The following is a 15,052-nucleotide window of genomic DNA, read 5'->3' as shown; positions in this document are numbered from 1 at the left end:
ACCGATAAACTTGATGAATACCACCGAGGGAAAAGGAGCCACGATGGCAGCGATGAAGCCGAGGACCGGAGACGGGCCCATGGAGGCCGTGAAGGAAGGACGACTGATCATCGTCCGCGTTCCCCTCGAAGGCGGCGGCCGACTGGTCGTCTCCGTGAACGATGCTGAAGCAAAGGAGCTCCACGACGTGCTGGCCGGCGTCGTGAGCTGATCTCGATAAAAAGACGAAGGGCGGTGGATCTCGCGATCCACCGCCCTTCGTCTTTTTGGTTGTCAGTCTGCGTTGATGCTGACCAACTGAAGCAGACCCTCACCGACTGTCGAGATCGCCGCGAGCACCGCGGGGGACTCCTGAGTCTCTTGCACGAGCGAACGGTAGGCGCTGGTGACGGTGTCACGTTGCACCGGATCTGCGGCTTTGCCTCCCGCAAGAACGCGGGGAACCAGCACGATGCCGCCGGTGCGGACGAGGCGCAGCCCATGTTCGACGTACTCGATCACATTCTCGGGGTCGGCATCGACAAGGACGATGTCGTACGACGCTTCGTTCATGCGCGGCAGTACATCGGATGCGCGACCGGTGATGAAGCGCGCCTTCGTGGACGCAATCTTTGCCTCGCTGAAGCTGCGACGAGCCGCGGCGAGATGCTCAGGTTCGTTGTCGATCGACGTGAGTATTGCTTGAGGGGCCCCGCGCAGCAGCCAGAGGCCGGAGACTCCGGCGCCGGTGCCGATCTCGACGATCGATCGGGCGTTGGTGGCTGCTGCGAGCACTGCGAGCTGTGCGCCGATCGCTGCGCTGACGGGGGAAGCACCGATCTCGATCGCATGCGCACGGGCGCGCGCGATGGCTGCGGGCTCGATAATGGCCTCGCGGATGTACCGTGCGTTCGCGTCGTTCTCGCTCATACCATCTCCTATAGCTGCTTTCACCAGAGTATTCGCATGCCTTGTTCTTGGTCGGCAGGCGCGGCGGGTAGCCTGTGTACATGGATTTCGGTCTCACCTTCGAGAAGCTGCTGCTCATCGGTGTGGTCGCTGCGATCATCATCGGTCCTGAGCGACTTCCGAAGGCCGCTGAGATGTTCGCTGGCTTCGTGCGAAAGGCGGGGGAGTACCTCCGCGACACGAAGTCCAGGATGCGTGAAGAGATCGGTCCGGAGATCGATGACGTCGACTGGCGCAAGCTCGATCCGCGTCAGTACGACCCGCGCCGCATCATCCGTGACGCCCTGATGGAGGACACCCCTACATCTCGCCCGCCTGCGCCTGCCGCCGTCGCAACCGTAGCGCCGGACGCTCCGCGTACCTCCATGGTGCGGCCGGAGTTCACACGTGACTCTCCGCCGCCGTTCGACGTTGAGGCAACCTGAGTCAGATTCGTGACTTGAGCTGGGCGACATCTGCATCACTCAGCAACACGCGTGGTACCGCTGTGATCACGGACTGGCCACGCAACTGCAAAATCACCGCGTGCTTGCCGACGCGAACAGCGCGAAACGTCGAATACGCCATATCGGAGACTCCGCGCTTCGAGATCAGCTTGATCGTCTCGTCGCCGACCTGCACGGCCGCTTTCGTACCTGCAGGCATCGACGTGGCAATGGCACGGTTGACGGAGGCCCGGGTGAAGATGATCGATGCGACGATCAGTGCGGCAATTGCCAGGAGAGTCCAGCTCAGATTCGTCGCCTGTTCATCGTCTACGTTGCCGATCATCGACAGCACGATGGCGTTTACGATGAACGCGGCGATCAGCGCCGCATAGGCGATGATCGCCAGCGGGCGAGTCAGCGTGTAGATCGTCGCATCCCATGTCATGCCGCGCAGAAGCTCTTGGTCGACGAGGAGAGATCGGGGCGCTGATTCGCTGGTCACCTCAGAAGTCTTTCACGCTCCGCGTGACTATCCGGCGGGTTCTACTCTGTTCACTGTCATAGGCAGCGATCTGCCTGCCAGGTGGCGCCCCTGATGTGCGAGCTTCACCGCCAGATCGCGAACCGTGCGAGCGGCGATGTCGCCTGGCTCACCCAGGACGATGGGAATGCCGGTGTCGCCGCCCATACGCAGGGCAGGGCTGAGTGCAATGCTGGCAAGCAGCGGCACCTCGTCGCCGGGCCGAGATAGGGCTTCGGCGACTTCAGCGCCACCGCCCGCGCCGAACAGGTCGAGCACTGTGCCGTCTGCAAGTGTGAGTGCAGCCATGTTCTCGATCACGCCGATGACCTTCTGGCCAGTCTGCCGCGCGACGAGTCCACTGCGGATGGCGACCTCGGATGCCGCGCTCTGCGGCGTCGTGACGACGAGCACCTCGGCGTGGGGGAGGATCTGCCCGATCGAGATCGCGATGTCGCCAGTCCCAGGTGGCATGTCGATCAGCAGCACATCGAGGTCGCCGAAGAAGACGTCGGTGAGGAACTGCTGCACGGTGCGATGCAGCATCGGACCGCGCCAGGCGACCACGGCCTCACCATCGCGCAGGAACATGCCGATCGAGATGGTCTTCACTCCGTGTGCCACTGGTGGCAGCATGAGGTCGTCAATGCGCGTCGGCTGGGTTCCTGGCGGGATGCCGAGCAGTCCGGGGATCGAGAACCCGTGCACATCGGCATCGACAAGGCCCACCGCGAGGCCCTGCTCGGCCAGCGCGACGGCGAGGTTGGCAGTGATTGTCGACTTGCCGACGCCGCCCTTGCCGCTGGAGACGAGGATGACGCGTGTGAGCGATTCTGGCCCGAACGGCATCTGTCGAACGGGGCGGCCACCGCGGAGCTTCTCGGTGAGCGCCTTGCGCTCGGCCGGTGTCATGACCCCGAGATCGACCGTGACATCAGAGATTCCAGGAACGGATGCCGCGGCGCGACGTACATCGCTCTCGATACGGTCTGAGGCGGGGCATCCGACGATCGTGAGCGCGATGCCGACGTGGGCATGCTCTCCGTCGACGGAGATCTCGCGCACCATGTCGAGGTCGCCGATTGGCTGTCGCAGCTCGGGGTCTGATACCGCGCTGACCGCCTGCCGGACGCGTTCTGAGAGTGTCATGCGCGTGGGCGGCGCGGCTTGGTCGAGATCGGGCCGGTCTCGGTGCCTGGTGCCTCTCCGCCGTCGCGTTCGTCGTCGAGGCCGGCCAGCATCGCCTTGAGCTCTGCTCGCAGCACATCCCGCGTCACCGTCTGGGAGTTGCGTTCTTCCAGCGCCATGCGCAGTGCGACGATCTCACGGGCGAGGTACTCGGTGTCGGCGAGGTTGCGCTCGGCGCGCTGACGGTCCTGCTCCATCTGTACGCGGTCGCGGTCGTCCTGACGGTTCTGCGCGAGCAGGATGAGGGGAGCAGCATACGACGCTTGCAGGGAGAGCATCAGGGTGAGCGCGGTGAATCCGAGGGCAGCGTCGTCGAAGCGCACCGAGTAGGGCATCAGTGTGTTCCAGCCGAGCCACGCTACGCAGAACAGCGTGAGGATCAGCAGGAACGCGGGCGTTCCCATTGCTCTGGCGACCCATTCAGTGAACCGGCCGAACCGGTCTCGCGACGAAGGTCGCTGGCGGGAGGCGCCGCGCCCGAGTGGAGCATCCAGTCCGGAACGGTCAGGCCTGGCCATCATTGCGCACCCCCGTCGGTGGCGACAGCAGCCTCGGAATCATGCGTGCGCCAGTCATCCGGCAGTAGATAATCGAGCACGTCATCGATGCTCACCACGCCGACGAGGCGGCTGGCTGCATCGACGACGGGGAGTGAGACGAGGTCGTAGCTGGCGAGCAGGCGGGCGGTCTCGGCGGCGGACGCAGTCACCGAGATGGGCTCCATCGTTTCGTCCACGATGGCACCCAGACGCTCGTGCGGCGGGTAGCGCAGCATCCGCTGGAAGTGCACCACTCCGAGAAGGCGACCCGTCGGCGTTTCGAACGGCGGGAGTGTCACGAACACAGCAGCGGCAAGAGCCGGGTGCAGTTCGTGGCGTCGGATCAATGCGAGCGCCTCGGCAACGGTGGCGTCTGCGGAGAGGATGATCGGCTCGGTGGTCATGAGACCGCCCGCCGTATCGGGCCCATAGTTGAGCAGGGTCCGAACGTCTTCGGCTTCCTCAGGCTCCATGAGCTCGAGGAGCTGTTCGAGACGCTTCTTCGGGAGCTGCGCCAGAAGGTCGGCGGCGTCATCCGGTTCCATGTGGTCGAGGATGTCGGCGGCGCGTTCATCGCCCAATCCGTCGAGGATGTGCACCTGCTCGTCTTCCGGCATCTCCTCGAGGGCGTCGGCGAGGCGATCGTCAGGAAGCTCTTCGGCGACCTCGATCATGCGCTTCTGCGGCAGATCAAGCAGGGTCGTCGCGAGATCGGCGGCGTGCAGCTCCGAGTAGGAAGCGACGAGCTGCTCCGCGGACTGCGATTCTCCTGGTGTGCGCTTCTCCGTGACCTCGTGCCAGGCGGCGAAGGTCGTTGGCCCCTTGGCGAACGGGGAGGCGCTGGTCTTGGGCTTGCGGAGGAACAGCTGGCTGACGTTCCACTCGCCCAGACGGTTCGGTTCGATGGCGACATCTTCAATCACTGCGCTGCCGGTGCCATCGACGAGGTCAACGCGGCGGCCGAGAAGCTCGGCAAGCACGCGCACTTCACCAGGACGGGGCTGGAAGCGGCGCACGTTGATGAGGCCAGTGGTGAGCACCTGTCCTGATCGGATTGAGGTGACGCGTCCGATCGACATGAAAACGTGGCGGCGGCCGGGGATCTCGACGACGAGGCCGATCACACGAGGCGACGCCGTACTTCGGTAGACGATGACGACATCCCGGACCTTGCCGAGCCGGTCGCCCACGGGGTCGAAGACGGCGCAGCCAGCAAGGCGCGCGACGAAAACCCGTTGTGTACTCACGCTCCCAGCGTAGTCCGCGGCCTGCCGAACTCGGGCTCAGCGCTCGCATGCGTGGAACAATGGGTGCATGAGCATGCTGAATCGTCCTGCCGCTGGTGCCGTTGTGGGCGAGACCGTCGCTTCGGTACGTGAGTACGAGGCCGCCCAGAAGACTGTTTCGAAGTTGATCGCAGGTGACGTACCTGCGCGCGACATCGCGATCGTCGGTCAGGGCGTGCGCACGATCGAGCGCATCACCGGGCGACTCGGCTACGCGGCGGCCGCGCGTTCAGGCGCGGTGAACGGAGTGCTCATCGGACTCCTGCTGTCAGCGATCCTGGTGATCGGAAATCCGGATGCTCCGATACAGCTGTTCGTCGGCTTCGTCTTCATCGGCGTCGCGCTCGGCATGATCCTGAGCCTGGTGACGTACGCGATCGTGCGACGTCGTCGCGACTTCGCGAGCGTCACGCAGCTTGCCGCCGATCACTACGAGGTGACAGTGCTGCCGGCGTCGCTGGCGAAAGCTCGCGAAGTCGTCGGCGATCAGCGCACCACTGTGGTGCGTCCACCGGTCGATCTGACTGAGCCCCCGCGTTACGGTGAGCGCGTCGATCCGGGTGCGAAGCCTGCCGCGTCTGCGAGCAGCGAGACAAGTGCAGGTTCCGTGGGTGGGCATGTGATTCCGCCGCGCCCGGCCGATCCTTCGCCTCGTTTCGGTGAGCGAGTGTCGGATGATTCAACCGCGGATGCTTCGGCGTCGGGTGAGTCGGCTGAACCGGTTGAACCGGCTGAACCGGTTGAATCGGCCGGATCCGCCGCTGCGTCCGATTCCCCGGCTGAGGAGCCTGGCGACAAGGCCTGAGCATGCTCATTCCGGTCGAACTGCCGAACGGGGCGGTTTCCGTTTCGGGCGTGTGGAGTGCCGGATCGGGTCGCGGCACCGTCATCATTGCTCACGGTGCGGGAGCAGGGATGGAGCATCCATTCCTCACCGGCTTTGCAGAGGCGCTGAACGCGCTGGGCTTTTCGACGCTGCGCTTCAACTTCCCCTATCGCGAACAGGGTCGTCGGATGCCGGGACCAGCGACTCATGCGATTGCGACCTGGCGCGCGGCAGTTCAGCTAGCCCGCGCTCAGACGCCTGAAGCGCCGGTGTGGGCTGCAGGCAAGTCCTATGGTGGCCGAATGGCGTCGATGGCCGCAGCCGAAGGGCTCGCGGTCGACGGGCTGATCTATCTCGGGTACCCATTGCATGCTCCGGGGAAGCCGGAGAAGCCCCGCGCCGAGCATCTGCCCGCGATCGCGGCGCCGCAGTTCTTCATCGAGGGGACGAATGATGCGTTCATTCAACCGCTGCCGCAGTTCGAAGAGGTGGTCGTGACCTGTCAGGACGCTCGTGTCCACTGGATCGAGGGCGGCGGGCACTCGTTCGAGGTGAAGGGCAACAAACGCGCTCCGGAGGTCGTCGGGGCGTCGTTGGCGCCGCTGGTGGCGGAGTTTGCTGGCGACGTGCACCCGGGGCATTCGTGACGAGCTGGGCATCGCCCGCTTCGGAGAAGTGCGTCTTCTTCGGACGTTTCACCAGGATTCCTCCGAGGATGCGCCACATCTCCGAGTGCAACGCTCGCAGATGAAACCGATTCTCGGGATCTGTAACATGGCGGGATGCCTCTTGCTCTCGTCACCGGCGCCGCTCGCGCAAACAGCATCGCCGCAGGCATTGTTCCGCGCCTGATCTCAGACGGATGGGAAGTCGCCACGAGCGACCTTTCAGATGCCGATTTTCCCTGCGACCTGTCTACTCACGAGGGTCCGGAGGCACTGATTGCAGCCGTGATCCGTGACCGGGGGCCGATCAGCGCGCTCGTGCTCAGCCATGCGCACGATGTGAATTCCGGCATCCTCGATACCACTGCCGAGAGCTTCGATGTGCATGTCGCGATCAACGCGCGTGCGAGCCTGTTGCTCATCGCGGCGTTCGCGCGACAGCTTCCTGCAGGTGGCGGAGCCGTCGTCGCGCTCACCAGCGACCACACCACGGGCAACCTGCCTTATGGCGCGTCCAAGGGAGCTCTGGACCGTCTCGTGATCTCTGCGGCACGCGAGCTCGGACCTCTCGGAATCTCGGCGAACGTACTGAACCCCGGTCCCATCGACACCGGATGGATGGACGAAGGCTTTGCCGCCGAACTCATCCCGGCGCATCCGCTCGGCCGCATCGGCAGACCGAGCGACATCGCAGCATTCATCTCGTTCCTTCTCTCAGATGAGGGCCGCTGGGTCTCTGGACAGCTTCTGCACGCCGACGGCGGCTTCTCGGCGCGCTACTGATTGCCTCTCGATGCCTCTCGCGATCTTCGACCTCGACGGAACGCTCGTAGACCAGGCGGCCGCTGCGCAGCGGTGGGCGTCTGAGTTTGGTGGGGCACAGGGGCTGAGCGAGGGCCAGGTTGCACGGCTCGCTGCGTCCTTGGCTGAACGGCGCTCAAAGGGTGAACTCTTTCGAGATTTCATCAACGAGCACCAGTTACCTCTGGATGCGGATGCCGTCTGGGCCGGTTATCGAGTTCGGATGCCGCAACTTGTTCGCTGCGCTGCGGAAGATCTCGAGGCGCTGATTAAGTTGCGAGCGAGTGGGTGGACCATCGGCATCATCAGCAACGGTGAAGTGGACAACCAGGAATCCAAGATCCGCAATACCGGCCTCGGAGAAGTTGTCGACGGATGGGCGATCTCTGCGGAAGTGGGGGCGCGTAAGCCGGATCCAGCAATATTCGAAGCGATGGCCCATCGACTCGGCGTTCCACTCTTCGGATGGATGATCGGTGACGCGCTTGATGCTGACATCGCCGGTGGCGCTGCCGTCGGTCTGGAGACCGCGTGGATCAGCAACGGAATGCCGTCGCATCCGGGCGATCCGGTGCCGACGATCGTCGCCTCGTCAGTGCATGACGCGATTTCGGAGATCATCCACCGGACCGGCATCGCACGAGCAACAACCTGATCAGCCAGCGAACGCCCGAAGCTCTTCGTCTTTCAATAGTCGCTCGATCGTAGACAGTCCCAGCGCGCTCATCGCGGGATTCGAGTCCACGTAATACCAACCGAGGCCCATGGCCTGTTGCAAAGCCCAGGCGGCGCCACGCAGCCATTCCACGTCGCTCACGCCGAGCCCCTGTCGCACACGCCCGCGGCTATCCGCGTCGAACAGATGCCACGCGGCGACCAGATCCAACGCCCGATCGGCGGGCCCGAACGCGCCGCCATCCAACACTCCGCTGAGTCGGCCGTTCGAGACGAGCAGATTCGGTGGCGTGAGATCGCGGTGCGACATGACATCGGCTCCGGCCGACGGCAATGAGTGAAGCACGTTCCACAGGCGGGCGGCGGCTTCGGCATCGAACAGTCGCGCACTTCGAGAAAAGCACAGTTCCAGCCATTCGTCGTGATCACGGAGGTTTCCACCGCGGCCGTTCCCATCGAACGCCCGTCCGTTGGAATCCACACCACGCAATGCGGCGATCAGCGTCACGATGTCGTTTGCGAGGGCCTCGGAGGAGGCATTGCTAGATGGACTTGCCACGTCTCCCGGAACCCAGGTCTGAATCGACCATGCCGACGGATACTCCGCTGTCGCTACGCCGACGCCGAGAGGCTCCGGAGCGGCAAACGGCGCGGCGACAGCAAACGTGCCCAGTTGCTCTGCCTCAATCTCAACCTCCGCCGTAGACACGGCTTCGAGTGGGAACCGCGCAACGAAGCGGGCTCCGATACGGAAGATCCCGTTCACCGTTCCCAGCGTCGCGACCCTCCGCACCGGCATTCCACGGTGCGCGGGAAACTGCTCGTCGATCAGCCGCCCGACGAGAACTTCATCGACGTCGAGCTGTCCAGCGTGCACGTCAGCCCTGCTGCACCCGTGCGATCCACGCCTCGACGTCGTCGACCGTCCTCGGAATTTCCGCCGACAGGTTCACGGGGCCGTCATCCGTCACGAGGATGTCGTCTTCGATGCGCACGCCGATGCCGCGCAGCTCCTCAGGAACAGTCAGATCATCGATCTGGAAATACAGGCCGGGCTCGATCGTGAAGACCATGCCCGCCTCCAGCACGCCGTCGTAATACATCTCACGACGCGCCTGCGCGCAGTCGTGCACATCGATGCCGAGGTGGTGCGAGGTGCCGTGCACCATGTAGCGACGGTGGTGGCCACCGGCATCCGCGTCGAGCGCCTCTTCGGCGGTGACCGGCAGCATGCCCCACTCCGCCACGCGCTTAGCGATCACAACCATCGCCGCCTCGTGAACCTCGCGGAACCTCACGCCTGGACGGGCCGCGGCGAATGCGGCATCCGCAGCTTCGAGTACCGTCTCGTACACGCGCCGCTGCACATCGGAGAAGGTGCCGTTCACAGGCAGGGTGCGCGTGATGTCAGCCGTGTAGAGGCTGTCGGCCTCGACACCGGCATCCACCAGGATCAGGTCGCCGGGTACGACAGCGCCGTCGTTGCGCGTCCAGTGCAGGTAGCAGGCGTGCGGGCCGGATGCCGAGATCGTGTCGTACCCCTCGCCGTTTCCGTCCTCACGCGCGCGACGGTGGAAGACGCCCTCGACGACGCGTTCGCCACGCGCGTGACGGGCAGCATCGGGCAGAGCGTGAATGATGTCGTCGAAGCCACGCGCTGTGATCTCCACTGCACGCCGCATCTCGCCGATCTCGTACTCGTCCTTCACCAGACGCAGCTCAGATGCGAAGCGAGCGAGGTCGGCATCCTCCAGCGTGACGTCGTCGTCTGACGCGGCGAAAGCGGTGAGGTGATCGGTTGCGACTGCCAGATCTGCGGCGACGTCGGCCAGCGACGGCCGCGCACCGATCCAGAACTCGCCGACGGTGGCGTCAGCATAGAACTCGGTTGTCGTGCGATCCGCACGCTCGCGGAAGTACAGAGTCACATCGTGCCCGGCATCCGTCGGCTCGAACACAAGCACAGAATCCGGCTCGGTGTCAGCAGCCCATCCGGTCAGGTGCGCGAACGCTGAATGCGCGCGGAACGGGTAGTCCGTGTCATTGGAGCGCTGTTTGAGCGACCCAGCCTCGATCACGAGACGCTTGCCGGGGAACGCTGCAGAGACGGCCAGGCGCCGCGCTGCGGCGAACTCCGCCTGCGCACGCGCTTCCGGCATCGACTCGGGCCGCTCTGCCCAGCCTGTCGAGATCGTGTCGAGGAATCCGCGGGGGAATGGCTGTTTGCGGTTCGTGACGGGGGCTACAGCGATGGTGTCGCTCTCTGCAGTGTTCATGCATCCAGTCTCTCACTCGGACTTAGGCTGGGGAACATGACCAGCAACACCGCCGCGCCACGATTCTCTACGCCCCTCACAATCGTGATCGACGTGGTCTTCGTTGCCGTGTTCTGCGTGATCGGTCGCCTTTCACACGCTGAAGGCATCTTCAGCGATATTCCCGGCCTGCTGAACACAACATGGCCATTCCTCATCGCCGTTCTCGGCGCACACGCTGTTGTGCTCGTGCGGCGAGGACGCGCAGACCGGATGCCGGCGGGCACGATGATCTGGGCCGTCACCGTGATCGTCGGTCTGCTGCTGCGCGCACTCAGCGGTCAGGGAACGGCGCTGCCGTTCGTCATCGTCGCAACCCTGGTGCTCGCACTTTTCCTGCTCGGGTGGCGTGCAGTGCTGGCGCTCGTACGGCGAGTGCGGGTGCGCTGAGCCTCAGTCCGTCGGCTCCAGCTGCACAACCAGTGCCCTGTGATCGCTCCCAGACGCATCCAGCACAAGCGATCCTGTCGGTTCCCAGTTCTGGCTTGCCATGACATGGTCGATCGGCGCACCCACGAGTTCGGGGAAGGAAGCCGGCCATGTCGCCGTGAACCCGGTTCCGGTGCGCGTAGCTGTGTCTCGGCAGTAGCCCATATCGCCGCCTTCTACACCGAGCGTCGACATATGGTCGATCGTTGCGTTGAAATCTCCGGCGAGGATGAAATCACCTGCAGGACACTGATCCGCGATCCACTTCAGATCCGACTGCCAGTGCGCCATGTCTTCGATGCGCGGCGCGACGGCGTGCACAGCCACGATCGTGGGGCCAGTACTGTCCACCGGCATCACGACTGCGCTCGGCACTGAACTGGTGTTGCTGGTGCCGTCCTGTGAAGAGGCGATCACCGTGTAGTCGCCCAGCTCGGGGGAGATGAGGATCGTCGTCTCCCACGCCTGCGGGCCATTGTCGACGTTGCCGAACTGCACGTGGTGCACCCACATCGGATGCCCCTGCTCACGCAGCATTATCGCGATGCGCTCGCCGACGGATTCCGCTGTCTCCGGCAGTGTGACCACATCGACCTGCTGCGTGAGGATGGTGTCGGCGATCGTCTCGGCCGAGACTGCTTCCCCGGCAGTGTTCCACGTGAGCACGCGCACGCTGTCCTCAGACTTCTCAGGCATCGTTCCGGTGCCGAAACCGCGCATCGCTCCGATCCCGCCAATGGCGACAGCGCCCACCAGGGAGATGATCAGAAAGGATGCTGCAAACCCCCGCAGCGGCCGTGCAAACAACAGCAGCAGTGAGACCACCGCGATCACGAGGAATCCGCCCAGTACCGCACCGCGGACGGCGACCAACTGCGCAATCGGGAATGTCTGCTCGAGCTGGAAGAACTGCGGCCACACGACGATCGCCGTCGCAATCGCGAACAGCACCGTGATCAGGATCCCCAGCAGTCGAAACATCACTCCCAGCCTACGGGCGCTCACTGTGAAACCCCTGCCGCCTCAGTGCATGCCGACGGCAGTAATGTCGAAGCATGACAGACGTGCAGCGCTTCCGAGGACCCAACGATCTGCACCTGCATTCCAACCACTCGGATGGCACCGAGAACCCTGGGCAAGTGGTGCGTCAGGCCCATGCCCACGGCATCCGAACGCTCGCGCTCACCGATCACGATCGCACCACAGGGTGGGGCGAGGCCACAGCGGCAGCGGCATCGCTCGGCATGACCTTCCTGCCGGGAATGGAGCTGTCGTCGAAGTATGAGTGGCGCAGTGTGCATGTGCTCGGATACCTCTTCGACCCAGAGGATGCTGCGCTGCGCGCTGAGACTGATCGCATCCGCGAGGATCGGCTCGGAAGGGCCGAGCGCATCGTTCGCAACATCGGCCGTGACTACGACCTCACCTGGGATGACGTCGTCGAGCAGACAACGGCGGATGCCACCGTCGGCCGCCCGCACATCGCTGATGCGCTCGTCGCCCGCGGTATCGTCCGGGACAGATCGGCGGCGTTCGACGGCATCCTGCACCCGCGCGAAGGGTATTACGAGCCGCACTACGCACCGGATCCGCTGACCGCAGTCGGGCTCATCACGGACGCCGGAGGAGTCGCCGTCATCGCACACCCCGTGACCGCAGGACGCGACCGGATGATGCCGCTCAGCTTCGTTGAACGTCTCATCGCCGCTGGCCTCGGCGGGTTCGAGATCGACCATCGTGAGAACACGGCGCAGGGCAAGCGGATTCTGCGTGATCTGGCGGCGAAGCACGACCTCATCGTGACCGGCTCCAGTGACTATCACGGCTCCGGAAAGCCCAACCTGCCGGGGGAGAACACCACGAGCGACGAGATGGTCGCGCGCATCATCGCCCAGGCCACCGGGACCCCGCCGCGCTACCCCTGAGCGTTCGTTCGCTGCTCGGCCTCGTTCGTCGCTCAGGCACACGAAAGGGCGGACGCCGAAGCATCCGCCCTTTCGAATCAGAACCTACGCGCCGGCTGGCGCAGCACCACCTGAGCGGCGACGGCGACGGCGGCGCTGCGGGGCGGACTTGCCGTCGTGGTGCTCACCGCCCTTGCCATCGTGAGTGCCAGCGCCCTCGGCGTCGCGGTCGGCTGCAGGAGCCGCATCGGACGATGCCGGCGCTTCGGTGGGCGCACCCTCGGCGAAGGTCGAGCCGACCTTTTCGCCCGACCCGCCGCGGCGGCGACGCCGACGGGTGCCGCTCTCGCCGGAACCCTGTTCAGCGGCGGCATCTGCAGCGCGCTCCGGACGCGGCGTGCGTTGCGTCTTCACAGCCTGCGTCTTGGGCGCCGTAGTCAGACGGCCCTTGGTGCCCACCGGGATGTTCAAGTCTTCGTAGAGGTGCGGGCTCGACGAGTAGGTCTCCATGGGCTCGGGCTGGCCGAACTCGAGTGCCCGGTTGATGAGTGCCCACTTGTGCAGGTCATCCCAATCGACGAACGTGACCGCGATTCCGGTCTTGCCCGCGCGGCCTGTGCGACCGGCGCGGTGCAGGTAAGTCTTGTCCTCGTCCGGGATCGTGTGGTTGATCACGTGGGTCACGTCGTCGACGTCGATGCCGCGGGCGGCGACATCCGTCGCGACGAGCACATCGCGCTTGCCTGCCTTGAACGCTGCCATCGAGCGCTCGCGCTGCTCCTGGCCCATGTCGCCGTGCACACCGCCGACGTTGAAGCCACGGTCACCGAGTTCATCCACGAGGCGCTGGGCCGCACGCTTGGTGCGGGTGAAGATCACCGTCTTGCCGCGGCCTTCGGCCTGCAGGATGCGGGCAATGACTTCGTCCTTGTCGAGCGAGTGCGCCCGGTACACCAGGTGCTTGATGTTCGCCTGCATCAGACCCTCGTCGGGGTCATTCGCCCGAATGTGGATCGGGTTGGTCATGAAGCGGCGGGCGAGGGCCACGATCGGGCCGGGCATCGTCGCCGAGAACAGCTGCGTGTGGCGGACAGCGGGCACCTTCTGGAAGATCTTCTCGATGTCAGCGAGGAAGCCGAGGTCGAGCATCTTGTCTGCCTCGTCGAGCACGACCTCTGTCGCGTTCGACAGATCGAGCAGGCGCTGGCCGGCGAGGTCGATCAAGCGACCCGGGGTTCCGACGACGATCTGCGCGCCAGCCTTGAGCTGGTCGATCTGGCCTTCATATGCCTTGCCGCCGTAAATGGCGACGACGCTGGTGGAGCGATTGCTGGTGAGCAGGTCGATGTCTTCGTAGACCTGCACGGCGAGTTCACGCGTCGGCACGACAATGAGTGCCTTGACGCCGGGTTCCGGGTTCTTACCGAGACGCTGGACGACGGGCACGCCGAAGCCGAAAGTCTTACCGGTACCGGTCTTGGCCTGGCCGATGATGTCCTGGCCGGGGAGGCCGAGGGGGATGGTCTGCTCCTGGATGGGGAACGCGTCGATGATGCCCTTGGCAGCGATTGCGTCGACGATGTCCTGATCGATACCTAGATCAGCGAAAGTTGTCACTTGATTTATTTGCCTGTCCGGCGGCCTTCAGATGAGAAGGGAGCGCCTCGTTACGGATCCACGCCGTCTCTTGTGCCACAGGCGCGGGGCCCTGCTCCTACGGCAGGGGCACCTCAAGCGTACCCGAGGGGCGCAAAACCACGTGGATTCCAGATGCGTACACCGCGCGCAGGTAGTCTGAACGAGTGGTGAAGTGGTTCTGGCAGCGAGACACCCCCCGACGTAACCTGACGCTCCGCAGTCGCGGAGAGCTCGGCGACGCGACCAGGGTGGATTTCGCCGAACTCGCCCCCGAGCTGAATCGTTTTCTCGGCCAGGCAGCGTACCTGCAGCTCGGGTACTTCGAAACACTTACGCGGCTCATCCGCGCGACACCTGAGCTCGAAGAGAAGGGCGCCCTCGCGCGCGCTGCCGGAGCAGCCCTCAGTAAGCACCATGGCATCGTCGAGGTCATCCGCGAGCTGGGGGAAGACCCGACCGAGATCATGCTCCCATTCCGCGAGCACCTCGACGCGTTCCGTCGGAAGACCATCGGCGTTCGTCCGAGGGAGACTCTCCTTGCGGTCTACATCACGGCCGGGATGCTGGATGACTTCTACATCGCCCTTGCCTCCAGCTACGGCGCGACGGGGCAGCGCGTCGCAAACATCCTCAGCGAAGACGACGACACCGGAGAGATCGTGTCAATCTTGAAGCAGACGATCGAGATCGACAACGAGTGGCGCTCACTGCTGTCGATGTGGGCTCGCAGGCTCGTCGGCGACACGTTGCTCGTCGCGAAGCAGGCACTTCGGCCAGAGCGCCTCGCAGTGAACGAGGACCGCGTCGAGCCGGTCTACACCGAGCTCATGGGCGCGCACGCGCGCCGCATGGATGCGATGGGGCTTGCCGCGTAGTACTAGTCGAGGCGA

18 protein-coding genes are annotated in these 15,052 nt (G+C 64.6%); 9 read left to right on the top strand and 9 right to left on the bottom strand.

Annotation, left to right across the window (positions count from 1 at the left end; all coding sequences use genetic code 11):
* Positions 1-43 precede the first annotated feature (43 nt).
* The gene (locus AC1C2O_RS05890) at positions 44-211 is read left to right on the top strand and encodes a DUF3117 domain-containing protein (protein ID WP_084595462.1); all 168 of its coding nucleotides are present in this window, start codon (positions 44-46) and stop codon (positions 209-211) included.
* Positions 212-273: 62 nt separating this feature from the next.
* On the opposite strand, the gene AC1C2O_RS05885 is transcribed toward AC1C2O_RS05890, so the two are convergent.
* The gene (locus AC1C2O_RS05885; RefSeq protein WP_495429503.1) at positions 274-909 is read right to left on the bottom strand and encodes an O-methyltransferase; all 636 of its coding nucleotides are present in this window, start codon (positions 907-909) and stop codon (positions 274-276) included.
* An 80-nt stretch (positions 910-989) separates the two neighbouring features.
* Between AC1C2O_RS05885 and AC1C2O_RS05880 the strand changes: the two genes are divergently transcribed.
* On the top strand, positions 990-1,373 hold the full coding sequence (locus AC1C2O_RS05880) for a twin-arginine translocase TatA/TatE family subunit (RefSeq protein WP_495429502.1): 384 nt from the start codon (positions 990-992) through the stop codon (positions 1,371-1,373).
* A gap of 1 nt (position 1,374) precedes the next feature.
* Here the strand turns inward: AC1C2O_RS05880 and AC1C2O_RS05875 are convergent, their stop codons facing one another.
* Genes AC1C2O_RS05875 through AC1C2O_RS05860 form a run of 4 tightly spaced genes read right to left on the bottom strand, consistent with a single transcriptional unit; the run spans position 1,375 to position 4,870 of the window.
* Entirely contained in the window at positions 1,375-1,878 is a 504-nt protein-coding gene (locus tag AC1C2O_RS05875) for a YcxB family protein (protein WP_495429501.1), read from the bottom strand.
* 27 nt (positions 1,879-1,905) lie between these two features.
* Positions 1,906-3,045 (bottom strand): Mrp/NBP35 family ATP-binding protein, encoded by a 1,140-nt coding sequence (locus AC1C2O_RS05870; RefSeq protein WP_495429500.1) that lies wholly within the window; start codon positions 3,043-3,045, stop codon positions 1,906-1,908.
* Positions 3,042-3,602 carry a DUF1003 domain-containing protein gene (locus AC1C2O_RS05865; protein ID WP_495431685.1) on the bottom strand — a complete coding sequence of 187 codons (561 nt, stop codon included), beginning with the start codon at positions 3,600-3,602 and terminating at the stop codon, positions 3,042-3,044. The genes AC1C2O_RS05870 and AC1C2O_RS05865 overlap by 4 nt, the downstream gene beginning before the upstream one ends.
* Positions 3,602-4,870: a magnesium transporter MgtE N-terminal domain-containing protein gene (locus AC1C2O_RS05860; protein WP_495429499.1), complete on the bottom strand. Its 1,269-nt coding sequence runs from the start codon at positions 4,868-4,870 to the stop codon at positions 3,602-3,604. Before AC1C2O_RS05860 ends, AC1C2O_RS05865 begins: the two co-directional genes overlap by 1 nt.
* A gap of 67 nt (positions 4,871-4,937) precedes the next feature.
* Here AC1C2O_RS05860 and AC1C2O_RS05855 point away from each other — a divergent pair, with 67 nt between their 5' ends.
* The 4 genes from AC1C2O_RS05855 (at position 4,938) to AC1C2O_RS05840 (ending at position 7,856) form a co-directional block, all read left to right on the top strand.
* Positions 4,938-5,714 carry a YflT domain-containing protein gene (locus AC1C2O_RS05855; RefSeq protein WP_495429498.1) on the top strand — a complete coding sequence of 259 codons (777 nt, stop codon included), beginning with the start codon at positions 4,938-4,940 and terminating at the stop codon, positions 5,712-5,714.
* A 2-nt stretch (positions 5,715-5,716) separates the two neighbouring features.
* Positions 5,717-6,382: an alpha/beta hydrolase family protein gene (locus AC1C2O_RS05850; RefSeq protein WP_495429497.1), complete on the top strand. Its 666-nt coding sequence runs from the start codon at positions 5,717-5,719 to the stop codon at positions 6,380-6,382.
* 135 nt (positions 6,383-6,517) lie between these two features.
* Entirely contained in the window at positions 6,518-7,183 is a 666-nt protein-coding gene (locus tag AC1C2O_RS05845; RefSeq protein WP_495429496.1) for an SDR family oxidoreductase, read from the top strand.
* Positions 7,184-7,193: 10 nt separating this feature from the next.
* On the top strand, positions 7,194-7,856 hold the full coding sequence (locus AC1C2O_RS05840) for an HAD family hydrolase (RefSeq protein ID WP_495429495.1): 663 nt from the start codon (positions 7,194-7,196) through the stop codon (positions 7,854-7,856).
* On the opposite strand, the gene AC1C2O_RS05835 is transcribed toward AC1C2O_RS05840, so the two are convergent.
* Both AC1C2O_RS05835 and AC1C2O_RS05830 read right to left on the bottom strand, forming a co-directional pair.
* Positions 7,857-8,753: a phosphotransferase gene (locus tag AC1C2O_RS05835; protein WP_495429494.1), complete on the bottom strand. Its 897-nt coding sequence runs from the start codon at positions 8,751-8,753 to the stop codon at positions 7,857-7,859.
* Between the two features lies 1 nt (position 8,754).
* Entirely contained in the window at positions 8,755-10,152 is a 1,398-nt protein-coding gene (locus AC1C2O_RS05830; protein ID WP_495429493.1) for an aminopeptidase P family protein, read from the bottom strand.
* Positions 10,153-10,188: 36 nt separating this feature from the next.
* On the opposite strand from AC1C2O_RS05830, the gene AC1C2O_RS05825 reads away from it, so the two are divergent.
* Positions 10,189-10,581, top strand: a complete 393-nt coding sequence (locus AC1C2O_RS05825) for a DUF3054 domain-containing protein (RefSeq protein ID WP_495429492.1) — start codon at positions 10,189-10,191, stop codon at positions 10,579-10,581.
* Between the two features lie 3 nt (positions 10,582-10,584).
* Here the strand turns inward: AC1C2O_RS05825 and AC1C2O_RS05820 are convergent, their stop codons facing one another.
* On the bottom strand, positions 10,585-11,601 hold the full coding sequence (locus tag AC1C2O_RS05820; RefSeq protein WP_495429491.1) for an endonuclease/exonuclease/phosphatase family protein: 1,017 nt from the start codon (positions 11,599-11,601) through the stop codon (positions 10,585-10,587).
* Positions 11,602-11,675: 74 nt separating this feature from the next.
* On the opposite strand from AC1C2O_RS05820, the gene AC1C2O_RS05815 reads away from it, so the two are divergent.
* The gene (locus AC1C2O_RS05815; RefSeq protein ID WP_495429490.1) at positions 11,676-12,545 is read left to right on the top strand and encodes a PHP domain-containing protein; all 870 of its coding nucleotides are present in this window, start codon (positions 11,676-11,678) and stop codon (positions 12,543-12,545) included.
* An 84-nt stretch (positions 12,546-12,629) separates the two neighbouring features.
* Here the strand turns inward: AC1C2O_RS05815 and AC1C2O_RS05810 are convergent, their stop codons facing one another.
* Positions 12,630-14,141 (bottom strand): DEAD/DEAH box helicase, encoded by a 1,512-nt coding sequence (locus AC1C2O_RS05810; protein WP_495429489.1) that lies wholly within the window; start codon positions 14,139-14,141, stop codon positions 12,630-12,632.
* A 185-nt stretch (positions 14,142-14,326) separates the two neighbouring features.
* On the opposite strand from AC1C2O_RS05810, the gene AC1C2O_RS05805 reads away from it, so the two are divergent.
* Positions 14,327-15,037: a ferritin-like fold-containing protein gene (locus AC1C2O_RS05805; protein ID WP_495429488.1), complete on the top strand. Its 711-nt coding sequence runs from the start codon at positions 14,327-14,329 to the stop codon at positions 15,035-15,037.
* Positions 15,038-15,052: the final 15 nt, after the last annotated feature.

The organism is Microbacterium sp. Y355, from assembly GCF_059445345.1.
The sequence above is the reverse complement of the archived record's forward strand: the minus strand, read 5'-3'. Positions and strand labels throughout refer to the sequence as shown.